At 62.9% G+C, this 21,992-nt stretch carries 17 protein-coding genes and 2 pseudogenes; 12 read left to right on the top strand and 7 right to left on the bottom strand.

Annotated elements, in window-relative coordinates:
* Positions 1-92 precede the first annotated feature (92 nt).
* The 4 genes from hscB (at position 93) to iscX (ending at position 3,327) form a co-directional block, all read left to right on the top strand.
* Positions 93-620 carry a Fe-S protein assembly co-chaperone HscB gene (hscB, locus tag P3T22_RS20755; protein WP_429326004.1) on the top strand — a complete coding sequence of 176 codons (528 nt, stop codon included), beginning with the start codon at positions 93-95 and terminating at the stop codon, positions 618-620.
* 140 nt (positions 621-760) lie between these two features.
* The gene (hscA, locus tag P3T22_RS20750) at positions 761-2,632 is read left to right on the top strand and encodes a Fe-S protein assembly chaperone HscA (protein WP_429325966.1); all 1,872 of its coding nucleotides are present in this window, start codon (positions 761-763) and stop codon (positions 2,630-2,632) included.
* A gap of 140 nt (positions 2,633-2,772) precedes the next feature.
* Complete coding sequence (fdx, locus tag P3T22_RS20745) at positions 2,773-3,114, top strand: ISC system 2Fe-2S type ferredoxin (RefSeq protein ID WP_063496630.1); 342 nt, start codon at positions 2,773-2,775, stop codon at positions 3,112-3,114.
* A 15-nt stretch (positions 3,115-3,129) separates the two neighbouring features.
* Entirely contained in the window at positions 3,130-3,327 is a 198-nt protein-coding gene (gene iscX, locus P3T22_RS20740) for a Fe-S cluster assembly protein IscX (RefSeq protein WP_007181290.1), read from the top strand.
* 132 nt (positions 3,328-3,459) lie between these two features.
* Here the strand turns inward: iscX and P3T22_RS20735 are convergent, their stop codons facing one another.
* From P3T22_RS20735 to P3T22_RS20715, 5 genes are all read right to left on the bottom strand, one after another.
* Entirely contained in the window at positions 3,460-4,188 is a 729-nt protein-coding gene (locus P3T22_RS20735) for a glycine zipper 2TM domain-containing protein (RefSeq protein ID WP_429325965.1), read from the bottom strand.
* A 329-nt stretch (positions 4,189-4,517) separates the two neighbouring features.
* Positions 4,518-6,074 (bottom strand): lysine--tRNA ligase, encoded by a 1,557-nt coding sequence (gene lysS / locus P3T22_RS20730; protein WP_429325964.1) that lies wholly within the window; start codon positions 6,072-6,074, stop codon positions 4,518-4,520.
* 122 nt (positions 6,075-6,196) lie between these two features.
* Positions 6,197-7,301 (bottom strand): peptide chain release factor 2 gene (gene prfB / locus P3T22_RS20725; RefSeq protein WP_148662171.1). Its coding sequence is split into 2 segments (ribosomal slippage): positions 6,197-7,219 and positions 7,221-7,301, totalling 1,104 coding nucleotides; the frame shifts between segments, so codons are not numbered across the junction.
* 197 nt (positions 7,302-7,498) lie between these two features.
* Positions 7,499-9,205, bottom strand: a complete 1,707-nt coding sequence (gene recJ / locus P3T22_RS20720; RefSeq protein WP_063496628.1) for a single-stranded-DNA-specific exonuclease RecJ — start codon at positions 9,203-9,205, stop codon at positions 7,499-7,501.
* A 16-nt stretch (positions 9,206-9,221) separates the two neighbouring features.
* A complete protein-coding gene (locus P3T22_RS20715) occupies positions 9,222-10,403 on the bottom strand; it encodes a regulator (protein ID WP_429325963.1) in 1,182 nt (393 codons plus the stop codon).
* 118 nt (positions 10,404-10,521) lie between these two features.
* Here P3T22_RS20715 and P3T22_RS20710 point away from each other — a divergent pair, with 118 nt between their 5' ends.
* The 6 genes and pseudogenes from P3T22_RS20710 to P3T22_RS20685 all read left to right on the top strand — a co-directional run bounded on the left by P3T22_RS20710 (position 10,522) and on the right by P3T22_RS20685 (position 16,866).
* The gene (locus P3T22_RS20710; protein WP_429325962.1) at positions 10,522-10,767 is read left to right on the top strand and encodes a hypothetical protein; all 246 of its coding nucleotides are present in this window, start codon (positions 10,522-10,524) and stop codon (positions 10,765-10,767) included.
* A 339-nt stretch (positions 10,768-11,106) separates the two neighbouring features.
* Positions 11,107-12,360, top strand: coding sequence for a lipoprotein-releasing ABC transporter permease subunit (locus P3T22_RS20705; RefSeq protein ID WP_063498001.1), 1,254 nt, complete (start codon positions 11,107-11,109; stop codon positions 12,358-12,360).
* The gene (lolD, locus tag P3T22_RS20700; RefSeq protein WP_063496624.1) at positions 12,353-13,096 is read left to right on the top strand and encodes a lipoprotein-releasing ABC transporter ATP-binding protein LolD; all 744 of its coding nucleotides are present in this window, start codon (positions 12,353-12,355) and stop codon (positions 13,094-13,096) included. Before P3T22_RS20705 ends, lolD begins: the two co-directional genes overlap by 8 nt.
* Before the next feature lie 47 nt (positions 13,097-13,143).
* Positions 13,144-13,932 (top strand): TatD family hydrolase, encoded by a 789-nt coding sequence (locus P3T22_RS20695; protein WP_063496623.1) that lies wholly within the window; start codon positions 13,144-13,146, stop codon positions 13,930-13,932.
* A 121-nt stretch (positions 13,933-14,053) separates the two neighbouring features.
* Positions 14,054-14,992, top strand: a pseudogene (locus P3T22_RS20690) (ComEC/Rec2 family competence protein); the annotation flags it as partial.
* A 68-nt stretch (positions 14,993-15,060) separates the two neighbouring features.
* Entirely contained in the window at positions 15,061-16,866 is a 1,806-nt protein-coding gene (locus P3T22_RS20685; protein WP_429325961.1) for a recombinase family protein, read from the top strand.
* Here P3T22_RS20685 and P3T22_RS20680 read toward each other — a convergent pair.
* Together P3T22_RS20680 and P3T22_RS20675 are read right to left on the bottom strand one after the other, a co-directional pair.
* Positions 16,803-17,924, bottom strand: a complete 1,122-nt coding sequence (locus P3T22_RS20680; protein ID WP_429325960.1) for a hypothetical protein — start codon at positions 17,922-17,924, stop codon at positions 16,803-16,805. The genes P3T22_RS20685 and P3T22_RS20680 overlap by 64 nt on opposite strands.
* Positions 17,925-17,980: 56 nt before the next feature.
* A complete protein-coding gene (locus P3T22_RS20675; RefSeq protein ID WP_429325959.1) occupies positions 17,981-18,763 on the bottom strand; it encodes a PDZ domain-containing protein in 783 nt (260 codons plus the stop codon).
* A gap of 178 nt (positions 18,764-18,941) precedes the next feature.
* On the opposite strand from P3T22_RS20675, the pseudogene P3T22_RS20670 reads away from it, so the two are divergent.
* Positions 18,942-20,918: pseudogene (locus P3T22_RS20670) on the top strand (DNA internalization-related competence protein ComEC/Rec2); the annotation flags it as partial.
* Between the two features lie 107 nt (positions 20,919-21,025).
* Positions 21,026-21,829 carry an alpha/beta fold hydrolase gene (locus tag P3T22_RS20665; RefSeq protein ID WP_063496621.1) on the top strand — a complete coding sequence of 268 codons (804 nt, stop codon included), beginning with the start codon at positions 21,026-21,028 and terminating at the stop codon, positions 21,827-21,829.
* Positions 21,830-21,992: the final 163 nt, after the last annotated feature.

Raw genomic sequence — 21,992 nt, 5'->3', positions numbered from 1 at the left:
CCGACCTTTGCTGCTGAACCTTCGCGGCGCTTTCGATTCGCGTTTTTAGCTTGCACCCCGGTGCGCTTTCCAGAATGGACTCCTTTTATCCGATGGTCTCGCTGAACGACAGCCACTTCGACCTGTTCGATCTGCCGGCGCGATTTGCGCTCGACGCAGCGGCACTCGATCATGCCTACCGCACGGTGCAGGCCCAGGTGCATCCGGACCGCTTCGCGGCGGCCGGCGACGCGCAAAAGCGCATCGCGATGCAATGGGCGACGCGCACCAACGAGGCGTATCAGACGCTGCGCGATCCGTTGAAGCGCGCGACCTATCTGCTGCACTTGCGCGGTATCGACGTCGATACGCATAACAATACGGCGATGGAGCCGGCGTTCCTGATGCAGCAGATGGAGTGGCGCGAAGGCATTGAAGACGCCGCCGCGGCGAAGAACGTCGGCGCGCTCGACGCCTTGCTGACCGAACTGCGCGACGAAGAACGCATGCGTTTCGACAAGCTCGGCGCGCTGCTCGACAGCGGCGCGGATCAGGCAGCGGGCGAGGCAGTGCGGCAGTTGATGTTCATCGAGCGGGTGGCGTCGGAAATCGGCACGCAGATCGAGCGGCTCGAGAGCTAGCGGTCCGGCGGTGCGGCGGCCTGGCGCGCGCCGGCACAGCGCATGAACAGGCACCCATAGCAGCCGTAGCAACGCATTTAGTAACGCATCCAGCAACGCAAAAATTCAGGACGGGGCCAAGCGGCTCCGAGAAGATCCAGATGGCCCTACTGCAAATCTCCGAACCCGGCATGGCGCCGGCGCCCCATCAGCGGCGTCTGGCGGTCGGTATCGATCTAGGCACCACCAATTCCCTCGTCGCCGCCGTGCGCAGCGGCGTGCCCGACGTGCTGCCCGACGAAGATGGCCATGTGCTGCTGCCGTCGGTGGTGCGTTACCTGGAAAAAGGTGGCCGCCGCATCGGCCGCACGGCCAAGGCTGAAGCCGCGACCGATCCGCGCAATACGATCGTGTCGGTCAAGCGCTTCATGGGCCGCGGCAAGGCGGAAGTGGAAGGCGCCGAAAACGCGCCGTACGATTTCGTGGACGCGCCCGGCATGGTGCAAATCCGTACTGTCGACGGCGTGAAGAGCCCGGTCGAAGTTTCGGCGGAAATTCTTGCGACGCTGCGCCAGCGCGCCGAAGACACGCTCGGCGACGAACTGGTCGGCGCAGTGATTACCGTGCCCGCATATTTTGACGAAGCGCAGCGCCAGGCGACCAAAGATGCCGCGCGCCTGGCCGGCCTGAACGTGCTGCGTCTCCTGAACGAGCCGACTGCGGCCGCGATCGCCTACGGTCTGGATAACGGCTCCGAAGGACTCTACGCGGTCTACGACCTCGGCGGCGGCACCTTCGATCTGTCGATTCTGAAGCTCACCAAGGGTGTGTTCGAAGTGCTCGCGGCGGGCGGCGATTCCGCGCTCGGCGGCGACGATTTCGATCACGCACTGTATCGCCACGTACTGGAGCAGGCAGGCATCGCGCCGAACACGCTCGCACCGGAAGACGTCCGCTTGCTGCTCGACAGCGTACGCGTGACCAAGGAGGCGTTGTCCGACGCGCCGAATGCGAAGGTGCAGGCGACGCTGTCGAACGGCACCCAGATCGATCTGACTGTCGGCGAGGCCACTTTCGAGGCCATTACTCAGGCGCTGGTTCAACGCACGCTTGGCCCCACGAAGAAAGCGCTGCGCGACGCCAAAGTGGCGACGAAAGACATCAAAGGCGTGGTGCTGGTCGGCGGCGCGACGCGCATGCCGGTGATTCGCCGCGCAGTCGAGTCGTTCTTCGGCCAGCCGCCGCTGATCAATCTGGACCCGGATCAGGTCGTCGCGCTCGGCGCGGCGATCCAGGCCGATCTGCTGGCGGGCAATCGCGGCGCCGACGGCGACGACTGGCTGTTGCTCGACGTGATTCCGCTGTCGCTCGGCGTCGAAACGATGGGCGGTTTGACCGAAAAGATCATTCCGCGCAATTCGACGATTCCGGTTGCCCGTGCGCAGGATTTCACGACCTTCAAGGACGGCCAGACTGCGATGGCGATCCACGTCGTTCAAGGCGAGCGCGAGCTCGTCAGCGATTGCCGTTCGCTCGCGCGTTTCGAACTGCGCGGCATCCCGCCGATGGCAGCCGGCGCGGCGCGGATCCGCGTCACGTATCAGGTCGACGCGGACGGCTTGCTGTCCGTGTTCGCGCGTGAACAGGGTTCGGGCGTGGAAGCGTCGGTAGTGGTCAAGCCTTCCTACGGTCTCGCCGACGACGACATCGCCAGAATGCTCGAAGAGAGCTTTTCGACCGCCGAAGTCGACATGCGCGCGCGCGCGCTGCGTGAGGCGCAAGTGGAAGCGCGCCGTCTCGTCGAAGCGACCGACGCGGCGCTTGCCGCCGACGCCGAATTGCTCGACGACAGCGAACGCGCCGAACTCGACGCGCTGCTCGCCGCCTTGCGCAACATCGCGGCAAGCGACAACGCCGACGCGATCGAAGCCGCGACCAAAACGCTCGCCGAAGGCACCGATGAATTCGCCGCCCGCCGCATGAACAAGGGCATTCGCCGCGCGCTGGCCGGCCGCAAGCTCGACGAGATCTGAGCATCTCGCGGCGGGGCCGCGTCATGCGCGCCAGCCGGCAATGAATCGCGCCGCGCGGACTTAAAAAGTCCGCGCGGCGCCAGTAAAATGGTACGGAGCCTGTTTGCGGCAGCCGTGCCGCAGACCCAAACGGAAAATGTATGCCTCAAATCGTTGTGCTGCCTCACGTCGAACTGTGCCCGGAAGGCGCGGTGATCGATGCCGTGCCCGGCAAGAGCATCTGTGACAGCCTGCTCGAGCACGGCATCGAAATCGAGCACGCGTGCGAGAAGTCCTGCGCGTGCACGACCTGTCACGTGATCGTGCGTGAGGGTTTCGCCGCCTTGACGCCGTCTGAGGAAGACGAGGACGATCTGCTGGACAAGGCGTGGGGGCTCGAGCCAGCCTCGCGTCTGTCGTGCCAGGCGACGGTGCCGGCCGGGCAGGATCTGGTTGTCGAGATCCCGCGCTATTCGATCAATCACGCGAAGGAAAATCACTAACTGGAGGATGCAGCCATGAAGTGGACCGATACGCAAGACATCGCGATGGCCCTGACTGACAAGCACCAGGACATCGATCCGCAGCAGGTGCGCTTCACTGATTTGCACCGTTGGGTCACCGAGCTGGAAGGTTTCGACGACGACCCTAACCGGTCGAACGAGAAGATCCTTGAAGCAATTCAGGCTGCATGGATCGAAGACGCGGATTACTGAACGCATTGCCGAGCTTTCCGCTGGCGGCGGGGCGCGTTTGATTGAGCTTGCGCTCCTGCTGCGGCAAAAAAAAAGGCGATTCCATCGGAATCGCCTTTTTTAATGCCTGGAGAATCATCAGGCTGCCAGCGGTCAGACTGCTACGAGCGTGCCGTTTTCGACCCGCACACGCTGACCTTGCTGGAACGGCGGCGCTTCGTGATAGGTGAAGTAGCGCGTCTTGCCGTTTTCCATCCGCACCCGCACGGAGTAGGAAGTCGTGCTGCGGATGTGCTTTTCAACCGAGTTACCGGCCAGGCCGCCGCCGAGCGCGCCCAGCACTGTCATCGCGGTCCGGCCGTTGCCGCTACCGAACTGGTTGCCTACTACGCCGCCGGCCACGGCGCCGCCGACAGCACCGATACCCGTGCCATGGCCTTCCTGTCGTACCGCCGAGACGCCTTCGACCGTGCCGCAGGTCGAGCAATAGGCCGGTTGCGACGGCTGTTGCTGAGCGTACTGCGGTGCCGGCTGGGCCTGTTGCTGCTGGGCGTACTGTTGTTGCTGCGGCGCCGCCGGGGCGGGCGCGCGTTGGGCCGGCGGCTGAGCCTGCTGTTCGGCCTGCTGTTGCGCTGCCTGTTGCTGTGCTGCCTGTTGCGCCGACAGATTGGCCGGCGCCGCCGAATCGACCACACCTGGTTGAGTGGTCACTTGCGCAGCCTGGGTCTGATCCGTTTGCGCGCCGCTGCTCGACGCCTTTGGGAACAGGCCCGTGACGGCCGCTGTCGCGGCAAGACTGGCGATGATCACCGCACCCGCAGCCGTAGCGACGAGCGGGTGAAGACGACGTTGTTGCGGGGGTTTGGTATCTGGACTATCCATGTTGGCCTCCGTCTGGAGCAGAGTCGACTGTTATTGAGACTGAGTGTCGGACAAATCGATCCCGGGAGGGTTTCAATTTGTAACCATTTCCCGGCAATCATCGTGGCTCTTTCGCGTCAAAGCTGCGCGCAGCGCGGCGGAGTGCCTGATTTCTTGCGGGTCCGCAGCAGCTTAAGAAAACCGCAGCCCAGCGGCGGATACGCGCCTTTTACCGATGGTTACAAACTGTCAGGTTTTAGCCGGCGGAGTTTTTCATGCACCTCAAGAAAAAACGCCCGGCATCGAGCCGGGCGATTTTTTGCGAGCCGTCGAGGCGAGCGACGCAACGATCAGTCTTCGCGGCGCAGATGCGGGAACAAAATCACGTCGCGAATGCTCGGGCTGTCGGTCAGCATCATCACCAGGCGGTCGATGCCGATGCCGCAACCGCCGGCCGGCGGCATGCCGTATTCCAGCGCGCGGATGTAGTCGGCGTCGTAGAACATCGCTTCTTCGTCGCCGGCGTCTTTCTGGTCGACCTGCTTCTTGAAGCGGGCAGCCTGATCTTCCGGATCGTTCAGCTCCGAGAAACCGTTGGCGATTTCACGGCCCGTGATGAACAGTTCGAAACGCTCGGTGATGCCGTCGAACTTGTCCGACGCGCGCGCCAGCGGCGACACCTCGATCGGGTAGTCGATGATGAAAGTCGGCTCCCACAATTGCGATTCAGCGGTCTCTTCGAACAGCGCCAGCTGCAACGCGCCGACGCCCGCGTTCAGGAACTGCGGCTGCGAGGCATCGACGCCGAACTTCTTCAGTTCCGTGCGCAGGAATGCGTCGTCGCCGAGTTGTGCGTCCGTGTACTGCGGCGCGTACTTCTGGATCGCCTGGCTGATCGTCAGGCGATGGAAGGGCGTGGCCAGATCGAGTTCACGACCCTGGTAGCTGATCGTCGCGCTGCCGAGCGCATCGACCGCCGCCTGGCGGATCAGTTGCTCGGTGAAGTCCATGATCCACTTGTAATCGGTGTACGCCGCGTAAAACTCGATCATCGTGAATTCCGGATTGTGGCGTACCGACACGCCCTCATTGCGGAAGTTACGGTTGATCTCGAACACACGCTCGAAGCCGCCGACCACGAGGCGCTTCAGATACAGTTCCGGCGCGATGCGCAGGAACATTTGCATGTCGAGCGCGTTGTGGTGCGTGGTGAACGGCTTGGCCGCCGCGCCGCCCGGAATCGGGTGCAGCATCGGCGTCTCGACTTCCATGAAGTCGGCGTCCGCCATGAACTTGCGGATCGACGACATCGCCTTGGTGCGTGCGACGAACGTCTTGCGCGTTTCCGGCGTGACGATCAGGTCGACGTAGCGCTGGCGGTACTTCATTTCCTGATCGGCCAGACCGTGGAACTTGTCCGGCAGCGGGCGCAGCGATTTCGACAGCAAACGCAGTTCGGTGCAACGCACCGAGAGTTCGCCCTTGTTGGTGCGGAACAGCACGCCGCGCGCCGCGACGATATCGCCCATGTCCCACTTCTTGAAGGCGTCGTACGTTTCCTGGCCGACGTCTGCGGGCGTAATGAAAAACTGGATCTGACCTGAACCGTCGCGTACGGTCGCAAAGCTCGCCTTGCCCATCACGCGTTTGAGCATCATGCGGCCGGCGATCGCGACTTCGAGCGGATTGGCTTCGAGTGCTTCCTTGTCGGTCTCGGCGTACTGCGTTTGCAGATCTTCGGCGTGATGCGTGGGGCGGAAATCGTTCGGATAGGCGACGCCTTGCTCACGCAGTTCGCGCAGCTTTTCGCGGCGTTCGGCCATGATCTTGTTGTCGTCCACCTCGGGTACGACATTAGGCTGGGCCGCATTAGGCTGGGCCGCATTCGGCTGGGTCGGTTCGGTCATGATGATTTGGTATTCGGTGGCCCGCATCGGGGTGCCCCACATGCGGGTGGCCAGTCAGTGAAAAACCTCAGGCGGTAAAAAGAGGCGGCGCGGCGATGCGATGCATGCCGCGCCGGTTGCGCTTAGACGCCCTGTTTCAGGCTGGCGCTGATGAACGGATCGAGGTCGCCGTCGAGCACGCTCTTGGTATTGCTGATTTCGACGTTGGTGCGCAGGTCCTTGATACGGCTGTTGTCCAGCACATACGAGCGGATCTGGTGACCCCAGCCCACATCGGTCTTGCCGGCTTCGAGCTTGTCCTGCTCGGCCTGGCGTTTGCGGATTTCCGCTTCGTACAGGCGCGATTTCAGCATGGCCATGGCTTCGGCGCGGTTGCGGTGCTGCGAGCGGTCGTTCTGGCACTGCACGACGATGCCCGATGGCATGTGCGTAATCCGCACCGCCGAATCGGTCTTGTTGATGTGCTGACCGCCCGCGCCGGACGCGCGGTACGTGTCGACGCGCAGATCGGCCGGGTTGATGTCGACTTCGATCGAATCGTCGATTTCCGGGTACACGAACACCGACGAGAACGACGTATGGCGGCCACCCGACGAATCGAACGGCGACTTGCGCACGAGGCGGTGCACGCCGGTTTCGGTGCGCAAAAAGCCGTAGGCGTATTCGCCTTCGATCTTGATCGTGGCGTTCTTGATGCCCGCGACGTCGCCTTCGGTCTGTTCCAGTATTTCGGTCTTGAAGCCCTTGCGCTCGCAGTAGCGCAGGTACTGGCGCAGCAGCATGGACGCCCAGTCGCACGCTTCGGTGCCGCCGGCGCCGGCTTGAATGTCGAGGAAAGCGTTGTTCGGGTCGGCCGGATTCGCGAACATCCGGCGGAATTCCATGTCGGCGACACGTTGTTCGATGCCTTGCGCGTCTGATTCGCAGGCGACGAGGGTTTCCTCGTCGTCTTCTTCGCGGGCCATGTCGAACAGGTCCTGCGCATCGCGCAAGTCGTTATCGAGTGACGTGAGTTTGCCGACGGTGTCGTCGAGCAGTTTTTTTTCCCGGCCGAGGGCCTGGGCGTGCTTCGAGTCGTTCCAGACGTCCGGGTCTTCGAGCTCCCGGTTGACTTCGATCAGACGTAATGCCTTGTCGTCGTAGTCAAAGATACCCCCGTAGCGAGTCCGCGCGCGTGCGCAGGTCCGCCAGAGAGGCTTCGATCGCGTTGAGACGTTCCGCTTCCATGTCGATCTTTTATAGCTTCGTAAAAAGGGGAAATTATAGCCGATCGGCGCCCCGCGCCGGAGGCTTGTGAGCAATCCGGCGCGGGTTTGGGGTTGATTTTGCAGTGATTTTCGACGCTTTGCGCGCAAGGCGGGCGGAACGTTGGCTGCGCGCAAGCCGCACACTAGAGGCGCTCGCGCGGGAACCTCGCCGCCGCTTCAGCTCGCCGCGTGCTCGACGATCAATTGCACTCGCGACACGCCATTCCACGTGTCGCTGGCCAACCGGTATGCAACGGTGGTGCGCGCGGGCAGCGTGTCGGTGTGATTGAACCAGATCGCGTTGAAACGCTGGCGGCCGCGCACGAGTTGCAGCTTCAGATGTTTGTCTTTGACCAGCGCCTGTGACGCGATATCGAATTCGCCGGAAAACACCGGCGCCGGAAAGCCCTGGCCCCATACGGCGGCGTCGAGCATTTCGACGAATTGCGGCGTGAAATAGGCGTCTTCGAGTTCGCCGTCGGTTTCGACCGTGCGCGACAGCGCTTCTTCAGAGAGCCATTCGCGGCCTACTGCCTCGAACGCGGCCGTAAAGCGCGGCACGTCGGCGGCGGCGATCGTCAGGCCCGCGGCCATCGCGTGGCCGCCGAATTTGACGATCAGGCCAGGCTCGCGCTTCGAAATCAGATCGAGCGCGTCGCGCAGATGGAAGCCCGAGATCGAACGGCCGGAGCCCTTGACGAGTTGGCCGCTGTCGTCGGCGAGCGCGAATGTGAACGACGGCCGGTGGAATTTCTCCTTCAACCGCCCGGCGACGATGCCGATCACCCCCTGGTGCCAACTCGGATTGAACAGCGTGATGGTGGTCGCGCCGTCAGGATTGATCGCCGAGAGGTCTTCGAGCGCCTGCTGCTGCATGCCGGCTTCGATTTCGCGGCGCTCGCGGTTCATGGTGTCGAGCTGCTGCGAGAGATCCCATGCGCGGCCGATGTCGTCGGTGGTCAGACACTCGATTCCGAGCGACATGTCCGACAGGCGGCCGGCCGCGTTCAGGCGCGGGCCGAGCGCGAAGCCGAGGTCGAAACCCGAGGCGCTGCGGGCGTCGCGCGCAGCGGCGCGAAAGAGGGCGGCGATGCCTGGCTGCATCTTGCCTTTGCGAATCCGCTGCAGACCTTGCGCGACCAGCACGCGGTTATTGCCGTCGAGCTTGACCACGTCGGCGACCGTGCCGAGCGCGACCAGATCGAGTAGACCATCCAGGCGCGGCTCAGGGAAAGCGTCGTTGAAGGCGCCGCGGCGGCGCAATTCCGCGCGCAATGCCAGCAGCACATAAAACATCACGCCGACACCTGCGATGCACTTGCTCGGGAATGTGCAGCCCGGCTGGTTCGGATTGACGATGGCGCGTGCAGCCGGCAGTTCGTCGCCGGGGAGGTGATGGTCGGTGACCAGCACGTCGATGCCGAGCGCATTGGCCGCTGCCACGCCGTCGACGCTGGCGATACCGTTATCGACCGTAATCAGCAGTTCCGGCTTGCCCGACGCGCTGCGGGCGGCTAGCGCGACGATCTCGGGCGTCAGGCCATAACCGTACTCGAAGCGGTTCGGCACCAGATACTCGATCTGGCCGCCGAACATGCGCAGCCCGCGCACTGCGACCGCGCAGGCGGTGGCGCCGTCGCAGTCGTAGTCCGCGACCACTAGCATGCGGCGTTTGCTCTGAATCGCATCGGCGAGCAGCGCCGCGGCGTCTTCGCAGCCCTTGAGCGCGGCAGGCGGCACGAGCCGCGCGAGACCGGTTTCGATTTCATCGGGCATGCACACGCCGCGCGCGGCATACAGGCGCGCAAGCACCGGATGCAGGCCATGGCGGGTGAGAACTTCGGCGTCGACAGGCGAGCCGGCGCGCGTAACGATTCGAGTCATTCGGAAAGGCCGTGGATCATTCGATGAAGAGCGAGGCGAGCACGCGCCGCCGCCAGAATTTGCGCAGGTCGCCACGTGTGACCGTGAGCGTCACCGAACCGGTGTCGCCGCACAGCGTCAGGCCCAGTTCGCCAAGCTGGCCCGACTGCAGTGCTGTCAGCGCCGGTTCGAACCAGTCGGTTTGCAACGCGGCGAAGGCGTCGTTCCAGCGCGCCCAGTCCTGCTCGATGTAGGGCGCGGAGAAGGGATCGAGTTCGACTAGCGTGGCGCCGTTGGCGTTGGCGTTGGCGTTTGCGTTGGTATTCGTGTTCGCGGATACGCCTCCAGGTATGTGACCCGAAGCGGTACCTGAAGCACCCCCCGCAGCGCGAGCTGCCATCAGCGCCGCGAAGGACGTCGGCGGTGCGCCCACGTCGACACCCGCCGTCATGGCGAGCCCCCGCGTGGCCGCCGCATCGGAGAAGACCCGCGCGAACGGGCTCGTCACGGGTTGCGCCGCGCCCTGTGCGTGAAACCAGATCGAGTTGACGGCCGGCAGGCCACGCGCCTCGCGCGCTTCATTGACCGGATGCTCGAACCACGCCATCTGCACTTCGTTTTGCAGCTTCATCCAGGCGCGCGACCGCTCGCCGGAGTGCGCCTCGTGCGGCAGCCAGATTTCGATGTTGCGGCCGCTCGCGCGCAACGGCGACGCCCCTGCCAGCGTGCCGAAGCCGTCGCCCGACAGGTACCAGCGGGCGGGCTTAGGCGCTTCGATGCGCACGCCGAGTTCCTCGATCAACGGCCGCGCGACCGCCAGCAGCACGCTGGCTTCGTCGTCGGACAGTTCGAGCGAGGCCGGATCGATCAGCACCAGATGGTCGTGCGCGATGCGAACATGCACCGGTTGCACACAAGCCCACGTGGCGGGGCCGGGGTCGCCGCCGTCGGCGCGCAGCATGTACGGGGCAAGCGGTGCTTCGTCGGCAGCCGCCGCGCCGCTCGGCAGCGCGCCAAACTGGCGCGCCACCCAGCGCTCGTGCGGCAGCGTGCGCTGAAAATCTTCGCCGATCACCCGTTCAACCAGCGTCGCGCGGGCGATCAGCCGGTCGAGGGCCGGACTCCGGATGTCGTGCAGGGCGGTGGAGGCGTCCGCTGCGGCGGGCAGCGCGAAGGGCAGGAGAAGATGGAGGCGGTTGGCGGGCATGATGCTGCGCATTGTAGGGCAAAGAGTGCGAGTATTCAGACCATATCGGTGGATTCGGGCGCCGCACCGAGCCCCTACGATCACAGCAGCCGAGCGCGGCGGCCCCGCGTCCATCAAGAGGGAGACCGACATGTCGCGTGAACTGAAAACCGAGCAGGAACTGCTTGCATTGGTCGTGAAAGCGCTCGATGCCAATCCGACCACGGCCGGCTGGATTCCGACCGGATTCCACGAGACCGTCGAGGACGAGGACGGCTGCAACTGGGATATCACCCATCTGCACCGCGACCGTAAGGATGCGGACGTGCGCGAAGTCGCGACCAGCCAGGCGGCCGGGATCATCAATGATCTGCGGGGCCGCTACAACCTGCGTTAGGGGAGGGGCCGGTCAAGGCGGGGCGGTGGGCCGCTGCGTTCACCGTGAGCCCAGCGTGCAAGGCCTTTGCGCGAGTCCGCGGCATTGTATGGCAAACTTCGCGCTTGATTGGCGGCAGTGGCAGCCGTGGCGGGGCGGCGGTTCCGGTGGCGCGGGGTTTGCCGAGCGCATCGGAAGGCACTGGAAGGCGCCGGAACATCATACCGGAACCATCCGGGTTGCCGCGACACCAATGATCACGACGCTCAGGCCGCACGACAGGCGCGACAGTTGCAGGTTGCCGCCGTCATGTGCAGCAAATGGCCCACGAGCAGCCGAAGAACGCAGAAAAGGATTCGCTTGAAATTTCCCTACGAATGGCAAATTGGCTGGCGCTACACCCGCGCCGGCAAACGCACGACCGGTAACGGCTTCATTTCCTTCATCGCGCTCGTGTCGATGTCGGGCATCGCGCTCGGCGTCGCCGCGCTGATTGTCGTGTTGTCCGTGATGAACGGTTTCCAGAAAGAAGTGCGCGACCGGATGTTGTCGGTGCTGGCGCACGTCGAAATCTTTTCGCCGACCGGTTCGATGCCCAACTGGCAACTGACCGCCCAGGAAGCGCGCCAGAACAAGGAAGTGATCGGCGCGGCGCCGTATGTCGAAGCGCAGGCGCTGCTCACGCGCCAGGACGCCGTGAGCGGCGTCGCGCTGCGCGGCGTCGAACCGACGCTCGAGCCCGACGTGTCCGATATCGGCCGCGAAATGAAGGGCGGCAAGCTGACCGACCTCGTGCCGGGCGACTTCGGCATCGTGCTGGGCGCGGACCTCGCCACCAATCTCGGTGTGACAGTCAACGACAAGATCACGCTGGTCGCGCCCGAAGGCACCATCACACCCGCCGGCATGCTGCCACGGCTGAAACAGTTCACGGTGGTGGGCATCTTCGAGTCGGGGCATTACGAATACGACAGCACGCTCGCGCTGATCAACATCAAGGACGCGCAGGCGCTGTTCCGGCTGCCCGCGCCGACCGGCGTGCGGCTGCGCCTGACCGACATGCAGCGGGCGCCGGAGGTCGCGCATCAACTGGCGCGCAGCTTGTCCGGCGATTTGTACATCCGCGACTGGACCCAACAGAACAAGACCTGGTTCTCGGCAGTGCAGATCGAAAAACGCATGATGTTCATCATCCTCACGCTGATCATCGCAGTGGCGGCGTTCAATCTGGTGTCGTCGCTCGTGATGACGGTGACCAACAAGCAGGCTGACATCGCGATCCTGCGCACGCTCGGCGCGCAGCCCGGTTCGATCATGAAGATTTTCGTGGTGCAGGGCGTGACGATCGGCTTTATCGGCACGGCGACCGGCGTCGCGCTCGGCTGCCTGATTGCGTGGAGCATTCCGTGGCTCGTGCCGATGATCGAGCATCTGCTCGGCGTGCAGTTCCTGCCGCCGTCCGTGTATTTCATCAGCGAACTGCCGTCCGAGCTGATTCCCGCCGACGTCGCGCGGATCGGCGTCATCGCGTTCCTGATGTCGGCGCTGGCGACCCTTTATCCGAGCTGGCGTGGTGCGAAAGTCCGTCCCGCGGAGGCACTGCGCTATGAATGACCGTTCCGCCAATTTATCCATGGTCTCAGAAGACACCGCGCTGCATCCCTACGTGCTGGAAGCAACCGGCATTTCGAAGTCGTTCGTGCAGGGTGGTCTCAATGTGCAGGTGCTTAACAACGCGCAATTGAACGTGCGGCGCGGCGAAAAACTGGCGATCGTCGGCGCGTCGGGGTCCGGCAAGAGCACGCTGCTGCATGTGCTCGGCGGCCTCGACGATCCGAGCGCCGGCCATGTCTCCGTAATGGGCAAGCCGTTTACGAAGCTCTCCGAGCGTGAACGGAACGACCTGCGCAATCGCGCACTCGGTTTCGTGTACCAGTTCCACCATCTGCTGCCGGAATTCACCGCGCTCGACAACGTCGCGATGCCGCTGCGGATTCGCCGCATGACGACCGAAGCCGCGCGGCGCGAAGCGCTCGCGGTACTGGAGCGGGTCGGCATGGGGCATCGGGCGAAGCATCGTCCGGGTGAACTGTCGGGCGGCGAGCGCCAACGTGTGGCAATCGCGCGGGCCTTGGTTACCAAGCCCGCCTGTGTGCTCGCCGACGAACCCACCGGCAATCTGGACGGCGGCACCGCCGACACTGTGTTCAACCTGATGCTCGAACTGTCGCAAACGCTCGACACCAGTTTCGTGATCGTCACGCACGATCCGGAACTGGCCGGACGCTGTGACCGGATCATGCGGCTGCGCGACGGCGTCTTGCACGAAGAACCGCCGGTGCCGGTCTAAGCACCGCGCGGACCGTGAGCGATGCTCTGCCGCTGACGAGGCGCGCCATGTGGATCGATACGCACTGCCATCTCGACGCTTCCGAATTCGACGCCGATCGCGATGAAGTCGCCGAAGCGGCGCGTCAAAGTGGCGTAGGGCGTATCGTGATTCCCGCGATCGGCCGCCAGAACTTCACGACGGTGCGTGAACTCGCGCACCGCATCGACGGCGGCGCGTATGCGCTCGGCATCCATCCCCTCTTTACACCAGGCGCACAGGAACGCGATCTCGACCTGCTGCGCATGGAAATCGAGGCGAGTCTCGACGATCCGCTGTTCGTCGGCATCGGCGAGATCGGCCTCGATTATTTCGTCGAAGGTCTCGACGATGCGCGCCAGCAGTTCTTCTACAACGGTCAACTTCAACTGGCGCGCGAATTCGATCTGCCGGTGATTTGCCACGTGCGCAAATCGCAGGATCAGGTGATCAAAGGGCTGCGGCGGCATCAGATTCATCGCGGCATCGCCCATGCATTCAACGGCAGTTTTCAGCAGGCTCAGGCATATATCGATCAGGGCATGCATCTCGGTTTCGGCGGCAATCTGACCTTCGAGCGGGCACGGCAAATCCGCCGCCTTGCCGGGCAATTGCCGTTCGACGCGCTGGTCGTCGAGACCGACGCACCGGACATCGCCCCCTCCTGGATGTACAAGCAGCGCAATTCGCCGGAGCAGATTCCGGCCATCGGCGCGAGTCTCGCGCAACTGCGTGGCATGACCGCCGACGAAGCCGCCCTAGGCACAACGGCTAACGCGCTCGCCGCGTTGCCGCGGCTTGCACTTTCCTCTGCATAATCGAACGCAATGGTTTGAGTGGTTCGCGCCGGGCGGAACCCACGCCCGGCGGCCCTGCTAACGCCTGCTCGCTGTGCGTTGCGCTGTCCGGCCACGGCTGGGCGGCACGGGCGGAGGGCGGATGCGGGCATGGTGGTGCGGGTTTGCGTTGGGGGTGATCGGGCTGCAGCGGCAGGCGGCGTTGCCGGATTGGCGTGGGTGGTGTGCGCTGGTACTGGTCGGGTGCGTTGCGATTCTTATCGCGGCGTGGGGATTGCGCCGCGGCGCTTCGGGCGAATGGAGCGGCGGCTCTCCAGGCGAAGGGTGTCGCTGTGCTTCGAGCGAAGGGGGCCGCGATACTTCTGGCGCATTGCGCCGCGGCGCTCCAGTCGTCGCGAACGCGCATGAGGCAGTTGCAAATTCGCGCATATGCCGCGGCTTGTCCAGCGCGCGCTTGCGTTCGGGCGTCGGCTGGGGCGCGGTGTGGATTGCGGCCATATGCGTGGGCTTTGGCTACGCTGCCTGGCGCGCGGAAATCCGGCTCGCGGTGAGCTTGCCGAGCGCTTGGGAAGGCCGCGATATCGACGTCGTCGGCAGCATCAAGGGGCTGCCGTCACGCAATGACAAGGGCGCGCGCTTCCTCTTCGAAGTCGAGTCGGCGGATGCGCCGATCGCCGCTTTTCCACGCGTGATCCAACTGTCGTGGATTGCCGAAGAAGCGCCCGCGCCGTTGCTCGAACCCGGCGCACGCTGGCGTTTGACCGTGCGGCTCAAACGCCCGCATGGCAATGCGAACTTTGGCGTGCGCGATGCCGAAGCCAGTTTGCTGGCGCGCAATGTACGCGCCACCGGCTACGTGAGCGCCCCGGCTCACGCATTGCGTTTGCCTGGCAACGCGCGTGGCGTCAGCGTGACGGTCGATCGCTGGCGCGCCGCGCTGCGTGCGCGCATCGACACGGTGCTCGCCGACGCACCGCACCGTGGGATTGTGGTGGCGCTCGCCATCGGCGCGCAGGACGAAGTCAGCGCGGCCGACTGGCTGCTGATGCGCGGCACCGGCACGAGTCATCTGGTGGCAGTTTAAGGGTGATGAACACATATCTAGGCTGGTAGAATGCGCTAACCGCGAAACACCAATACGGACGCCACTTGCCGACTGCCTACTCCTACATCCGCTTCTCTACGCCCGAACAGAAAAAAGGGGATTCGCTGCGCCGCCAGAAGGAACTCTCCGAGCAGTATGCCCGCGAGCATGGCCTGATACTGGATACCAGCCTGCATCTCCATGATCTTGGCGTCTCGGCCTACGACCGTTCGAATGTGACGCGTGGTGCTTTGGGTGCGTTTCTCAAAGCGATAGACGACGGACGCGTTGCTTCTGGTTCCTACCTGCTTGTTGAGTCACTGGACCGCCTGTCGCGTGACCGCGTGATTGATGCGCTAAATCAGTTTTTGTCGATTCTCGGAAAAGGCATCACGATAGTGACCTTGGCCGATGGCCGCATATATACGCGAGAAGGCGACAATACTACCGACCTGATCGTTTCGATCACGGTCATGTCGCGTGCACATGAAGAATCGCTTACGAAGAGTCGGAGACTGAAGGCGGCGTGGCAAAACAAGCGTGCACGCGTGGCCGAGAAGAAGATGACCGCCCGATGCCCTTTGTGGATGCGTCTAACGGAAGACGCATCTTGCTTTGAGTTCATACCCGAACGCGTGACGCTGGTTCGCGAAATGATCGGTCTTGGCAAGAATGGCATGGGACAGGCAGCAATCGCGAAAATGTTGAATTCGAGACAAATTCCTAGCTTCTCGGGCGGGCCGAACGGTTGGCATCCGTCTTACATACAGAAGATACTGACATCGCCAGCGCTCTACGGCGACTACCAACCGGGCATATTCGAAAACGGGAGAGTTGTGCCGCACGGCGACCCCGTTCCAAACTATTATCCAGCCGTCGTATCGAAGGACGAGTTCTATGCGCTTCAGTCGTTCCGGTCCCAAAATGCTGTTGGTGGCGGGAAAGCCAAAAAAGGCAGCACGGTTCCAAATCTGTTGAGCGGACTGCTGAAATGCGGCTACTGTGGTGCGCCGATGGTCATCGCCGGTGCAGCAGCAAAGCGAATCAGAAGTGAAGACGGAAAGGAAGTAGTGCGACCGCCGAAGAAGGTTCTGGTGTGCGACGGCGGACGACGTGGTTTGGGTTGTTACGCAGTGCAATGGGGACACCAAGATTTCGAAACAAGTTTCCTTTCCTTCTGTCGCGGTGTGGATCTGGACGGCTTGTTGGCGGAAGTAAGGAAGCCAACGGCACTCATAGGCGAACTTCGAACCGGCGACAGACTTGGTGCTGTCGAGACGCAAATCTCTGATACGAACAGGAAGATTGCCAACGTCCTTGGCGTGATCGAAGTTGGTGACGCACCCAGAACGATCTTGGACCGGCTTCGGACGCTCGAAGATGAACTTGACTCACTCACTCGCGATAGGGATCAGTTGCTGATCGAAATTCAGCAGCAGAAGGACTTAGATCAAGGTGCGGAAGTTATAGCGCGTTCAACGCGAACCCTGATCGAATCGATGCAGACCGTCGATGACATGGAGCGTTTCGAAGTTCGCGCCGCGCTAGCTGCCAAGTTGCGACGCTTTATTGAATCGGTCCGGCTTTATCCCGCAGGACGTTTGTACGATGTAAGTTGGATCGAAGGGCAGCGTGACTTACTCGTCAAATCAGGGCTTTCCGAGCGCGAAGTCAACGAATATGTGGACGAAATGTACCCCGCTGAACCCAAGAGACAAGGGCGTGGTCATCGTGGTCGATACGCGTCCCGAAAGGACATCGGGCGGTTCTTTGTCATCGCGACGAAGAATGGCGGCGTGCGCAACGTCTACCCTGACTTCGATGACCCTTCCGCTGCGAAGGTGAACATGGGTGTCGCAGACGCCTTGTAACGTTGTATCCGACATCTGTCGCCGCCGATCAGAACGCCGGAGCGGTCATCGCGCAGAAGTTTCACTTGCAGAAAGACTGGCGGCTCTCCGCTTTCGATACATCTGGGTGCAGCCACTAGGAGACGCCATGAGTCGGGTAGACGGGCAAGATATGACGGAACAGGAACTGATCGCTCATCTGCCAGTAACTTTCCACCCGCAGCTATCCCGATGCTCCACGCGCCGCCGATTGCCTTCTCGGACATTTTTCCCATCCAAGCCTTGACCTTCGGGCCGAATTGCTTTGTCTCGGCTACGGCCTTTGGATCATCATCGTCAACGGCGGCTTTCAGTTCATCTACGTCAGTTTCGCTGACGCCTGTGTCCTTGAAGGCTTTCGCCAACGCGGCGAAGTCGCCCTTCGTCACGGTGTTCGTGATAGTGGTTTGATTGTTGTTGCCGAAGACGAACGTTGCATTGTCCCCGAACACCGCTGACGCCAACATCCCCGGAGCGTCGATGCCTTTCGCTGCTTCCTTCATGTCGTCCTCCGCCACGTCACCTAATTCGTCTTGTAGATTGAGAGCGAAATCCAGTAAGCGGGAGCGGACTTCGATCAGCACATTAACAATCTGTGTAGGTTCGAACTGCACCCACGCACTGTCGATGTGGAAGCTGGATTCAATCGCACCCTTAGCGAGCGTGTGGTACCACTCGGGAGTGATGGGTCTACTTAGGGAACCATCGGACTTCGATAGTTGTTCCAATACCTGAATGGACTGACGCAGTTTCTCAACGCAAAACCTTTCTCGCACTTCTTTGGGTAGATGCGAGGTTGGCAATTGCGTCCCAGAATGCCGCCACGCCAAGTTGGACACGTTGCCATGAAGCCGCGTCGGGATAGTGCGGTAGTCGGGCACTAGACTATCCGATGGATACCCGTTCAGTTCGTCGTTCACCCATCCGGCAAGCTCCTTGTGCCCGATACGGTGCATCAACACCTTGGTTTTCAGAAGTGCGTCCGTCAGCGAACCGTCCTTGTCGCTCAACAGCGTCACGATGTCTTTTAGCAGTCGCATCTCGGCCTTGCGTTCGAAGGGATAACGCTACGGGCGCATTTTTCACGTCGGTCCGACTACGGCATCGGGTTGAGCTTAACTTCTTTGCTGAGTAGATTTCCGTTGCGAATGAATTCGATTTTGACTTGCTGCCCTGCGAATTTTTGAAGCAATTGCTGTAGCTCGCGCCCATCCGTAACGTCAGTCGATCCGACAGATTTCAGGATGTCGCCCTTTAACAGATCGACATCGTAGGCGGGTGTGTCCTTCTGGACAGCGTTTACCGTTACGCCTTTGTTTGTTTGAAGGATGGCGCGTTGCTGCGGAGTCAAGTCACGTATGTCGATCCCTAAGACAGGGTTTGGTTTGGCACGAATCCAGAAGGTAGCCATCTGGTCATATCGACGAACTGAGATCGGCACCATTGTCGTCGTCGTACCTGTCACGGTCGTCGTGGCGGTACCGTACCCACCGGAACCGAAGTAGTTGGTTGTCGCGGATGCTGTATTAGGTAATGTCAAGGGCATGGCAGTGTGTTCCGTGCCGGAGTACTTTTCGTACAGCAGAACTCGTACTGCCTTAACTGCTTCGGCCTGTTGCTTAACTTGATACTCGCGACCTTCCTTACCGTTAAACGAAGAGTAGCCCAGCAGACGGAAGCCATCTCCGAACATGACCTGATAGTCGGTCTCTGGGTCACTGCCGCGCATGATGACAGGCGGGTTATCGCTGACAACAACCCCGGTCGCCTTCGTTATGTCGATTCCGCCCGTAAGATCGTTGTAATACTGAGCGTATGGGTTCGCGCAGCCAGCAAGTACGACTGGAACAAAAGCGCACAGCAACGCACGTTTCAGCATGGTCTTCCCCGTTCGCGTGTTTCTTCGCTTGTTTGTATCTCTGAGGATTCTCACTCACGCAAGTAAAACCGGCAAGCCGAACAACGGTGCAGCAAGCGAGATGAAGTGCTGTAGTGGCCTTCACGCGTGCGAGATCCGTTGCTGACTTTGCTCAGGTCTCAGTTTGTGTGTTCTTCGCCATAATATTGCGATTTCGGGCTTGCACATTGGCTTTGTCGCGGGCCTTGCGGCGTGGCTCGCTGGGGCGGTGTGGCGGCGCTCCGGATTCATCGGCCGCAACTGGCCGTTGCTGCTGCCCGCGCAGGTCGTCGCGGTGACCTGCGGCGCGTTGTTCGCGGGGCTGCATGCGGCGTTGGCCGGTTTCAACGTGCCGGCGCAGCGCGCGCTATGGATGGCGAGTGTGGTGGCCCTCGCGTTTATCAGCGGGCGCAACGTCGCGCGATCGGTGGTGCTGGCGTGGGCGTTGGGGTTGGTGCTGCTGATCGATCCGTGGGCGGTGGTGGTGGCGGGATTCTGGCTGTCGTTCTGCGCGGTGGCGGCGATTCTGTTCGCGATGTCGGGACGGCCCCGTGTGCAGGATCATGAGCAGCGCCGCGACGAAGAGGGTGAGGGCGGCGTGACGCCGACAAGGCTCTCGCGCTTGTGGTCCGGCCTATGCCGCCGCGCTCGCGCTTTCGGAGAACGCGTGCGCAGCGCCGCGCATGTGCAGTTCGCGGTGACCGTCGCGCTTGCGCCGCTCACCGTTTATTGGTTCGCGCAGATTCCGTTGATCGGCCCGCTCGCGAATGCCTTCGCGATTCCGTGGGTGAGTCTGCTGGTGACGCCGGCGGTTTTGGCGGGCGTCGCGTTGCCCGCGCCACTCGATGTCTACGCCTTGCGCGCCGCGCATACCTTGCTCGACCTGCTGGCCGCGGGCTTGCAGATGCTGTCCGGTCCGGCATGGACGCTCTGGCGCTTGCCGCAGCCGGACGCGTGGACGCTCGCCGCCGCCGCGGTCGGCGTTCTGTGGTGTCTGGCGCCGCGCGGCTGGCCGCTGCGCTGGGCCGCGCCGCTCACGTGGCTGCCGCTGCTGATGCCGGCGCCGCCCGGGCCGCCGCATGGCAGCTTCCGTCTAACGGCGCTGGATATCGGTCAAGGCACCTCGGTGCTGGTCGAAACGGCGCATCACACGCTGCTGTTCGATAGCGGACCGGGGCCGGAATCGACGCATGCGGGCGAACGGGTGGTCGTGCCGTTTTTGCAGGCGCACGGCGTCACGGCGCTCGATACGCTGATCATCAGCCACGCCGATTCCGACCACTCGGGCGGCGCGCCGGCTGTGCTGGACGCGATCGAGGTGCGTCAAATGGTGGCGGCATTGGCGCCCGCGAATCCGCTATGGTCGAACGCAAAGCAACGCGGCGCGGACACGCTGCCCTGCGCGGCGGGGCAGCGCTGGCAGTGGGACGGCGTCGAGTTCGAGATGCTCTGGCCGGATGCCGGGCCGTTGCAAGGCAAACCGAATGCGCATTGCTGCGTGTTGCGGGTGAGTACGATGCCTGCAGCGGTGAGGCCGTCTGCCATGGCGAGCCCGCCGGCCGGGGTGAGCCTGTCACTCGCGCAAGGCAGGGCGGCTGCAGGGAGCATGCCGGCCGGAAGGGATCAAACGGCGCCCTTACGCATAGCGGCCCTGCTGGCGGCAGATATCGAAGCGCCGGTCGAACGCATCCTGCTCGCGCGCGATCGCGACGCGTTGCGCGCCCAGGTGCTGGTCGTGCCGCATCATGGGAGCAAGACCTCGTCGACCGAGCCGTTCCTCGACTCTATCGACCCGCTCGTCGCGCTATTTCAGGTAGGCTATCGCAACCGATTTCATCATCCGAACGCGGGTGTGTTCGAGCGTTACGAGGCGCGGCACATCGAGCTTGCACGCAGCGATGCGGACGGCGCGGTAAGGGTCGACGTGAACCCGGATTTCGACCCGGGTCTCAGCTTGGGCATCGAGCCCGAGGCAAGCGTGGGAAGCAGTGCGGGAGCCGGTCCGGGAAGTGACCCGAGAAGCGGTCCGGGAGGCGGTCCGCGAGGCAACTCAGGAAGCGGCCCGGGCCTGAACGGCGCCGCACTGATGCTCGAACGCTATCGCGACACGCAGCGCCGCTACTGGATGGATCGCTGATGGATTGCCGGCCGCACAGATAGAACAAATGCGCCGCTAGCCTCGGAGGCTGCACGAAAAGTCAGGTCCGAAGCTCGCGCGCTAAAACAGAACGGAGATAGCCGCAGGTGAAAAACATCATCCACTTCTCGCATGCGAACGGGTTTCCGGCGTCGACCTACCGGACGATCTTCGCCGAACTCGCCGACGACTATGAACTGCGCTCCATCGAGCGCATCGGTCACGACGCGCGTTATCCGGTCACGCAGGACTGGCCGCATCTGGTCGAGCAGTTGCTCGATGACATCAGCCGCTCGTACGAGCAACCGGTATGGCTGGTTGGCCATTCGCTCGGCGGCTATCTGTCGCTGATGGCCGCGCTGAAAAAGCCGCAATGGGTGAGGGGCGTGGTGATGCTCGATTCGCCTGTGATCGCCGGTTGGCGCAGCAGCATGCTGCGGGTATCGCAATGGACCGGGCTCGACGAACGCCTGTCGCCGGCGGCCGCCACCCGCACGCGCCGCACGCAGTGGGCAAGCCGCGACGAGGCGTGGCGGCACTTTCATTCGAAGCCGGCGTTCGCACGCTGGGACGAACGCATGCTGTCCGACTATATCGACTTTGGCATCCCGCAGAGTTCGTCCGACGGCGGCCGATCGCTCGCTTTCGACCGGCGCACCGAGTATCAGATTTATAAGACTTTGCCGCATACGCTTGGGCCCCGCCTCGCGCGCGGCGCCCCGGTGCCGGTGGGCTTCATCGCCGGCACGCATTCAAAGGAGGTGCGCCAGGCAGGTCTGGACGCTACCCGCCGCGCGACAGGCGGTCATGTGGAATGGATTGAAGGCAGCCATTTGTATCCGATGGAAAAACCGCTCGAAACCGCGCGCGCGGTGCAGCGGATGTTGCGCGAACTGGAGCGGGGGGCGTAGGGCCGCGCGCTGCGCGGCGCGCGCCTTCACCGGCGTGGCGGCCTGCTTATAGGAGGTGCCGCGGCGGTCGCGCTGGCGGCGCGCCCCGCTCATGCGGCTGGTCACCGCCGCGATAAACGGTGCATGATCGGCGACCGGCAATTGCCATTGCCGCGGCACACTT

The organism is Paraburkholderia sp. GAS348 (genome assembly GCF_050434205.1).
Taxonomy (GTDB): Bacteria; Pseudomonadota; Gammaproteobacteria; order Burkholderiales; family Burkholderiaceae; genus Paraburkholderia.
The sequence above is the reverse complement of the archived record's forward strand: the minus strand, read 5'-3'. Positions and strand labels throughout refer to the sequence as shown.

Coding starts and splice junctions, on each gene's coding strand:
- lysS (WP_429325964.1), bottom strand. CDS start 6,074: ATGACCGAACCGACCCAGCCGAATGCGGCCCAGCCTAATGCGGCCCAG.
- hscB (WP_429326004.1), top strand. CDS start 93: ATGGTCTCGCTGAACGACAGCCACTTCGACCTGTTCGATCTGCCGGCG.
- lolD (WP_063496624.1), top strand. CDS start 12,353: ATGAATGACCGTTCCGCCAATTTATCCATGGTCTCAGAAGACACCGCG.
- P3T22_RS20710 (WP_429325962.1), top strand. CDS start 10,522: ATGTCGCGTGAACTGAAAACCGAGCAGGAACTGCTTGCATTGGTCGTG.
- iscX (WP_007181290.1), top strand. CDS start 3,130: ATGAAGTGGACCGATACGCAAGACATCGCGATGGCCCTGACTGACAAG.
- P3T22_RS20715 (WP_429325963.1), bottom strand. CDS start 10,403: ATGCGCAGCATCATGCCCGCCAACCGCCTCCATCTTCTCCTGCCCTTC.
- fdx (WP_063496630.1), top strand. CDS start 2,773: ATGCCTCAAATCGTTGTGCTGCCTCACGTCGAACTGTGCCCGGAAGGC.
- P3T22_RS20735 (WP_429325965.1), bottom strand. CDS start 4,188: ATGGATAGTCCAGATACCAAACCCCCGCAACAACGTCGTCTTCACCCG.
- P3T22_RS20675 (WP_429325959.1), bottom strand. CDS start 18,763: ATGCTGAAACGTGCGTTGCTGTGCGCTTTTGTTCCAGTCGTACTTGCT.
- P3T22_RS20695 (WP_063496623.1), top strand. CDS start 13,144: ATGTGGATCGATACGCACTGCCATCTCGACGCTTCCGAATTCGACGCC.
- P3T22_RS20680 (WP_429325960.1), bottom strand. CDS start 17,924: ATGCGACTGCTAAAAGACATCGTGACGCTGTTGAGCGACAAGGACGGT.
- recJ (WP_063496628.1), bottom strand. CDS start 9,205: ATGACTCGAATCGTTACGCGCGCCGGCTCGCCTGTCGACGCCGAAGTT.
- hscA (WP_429325966.1), top strand. CDS start 761: ATGGCCCTACTGCAAATCTCCGAACCCGGCATGGCGCCGGCGCCCCAT.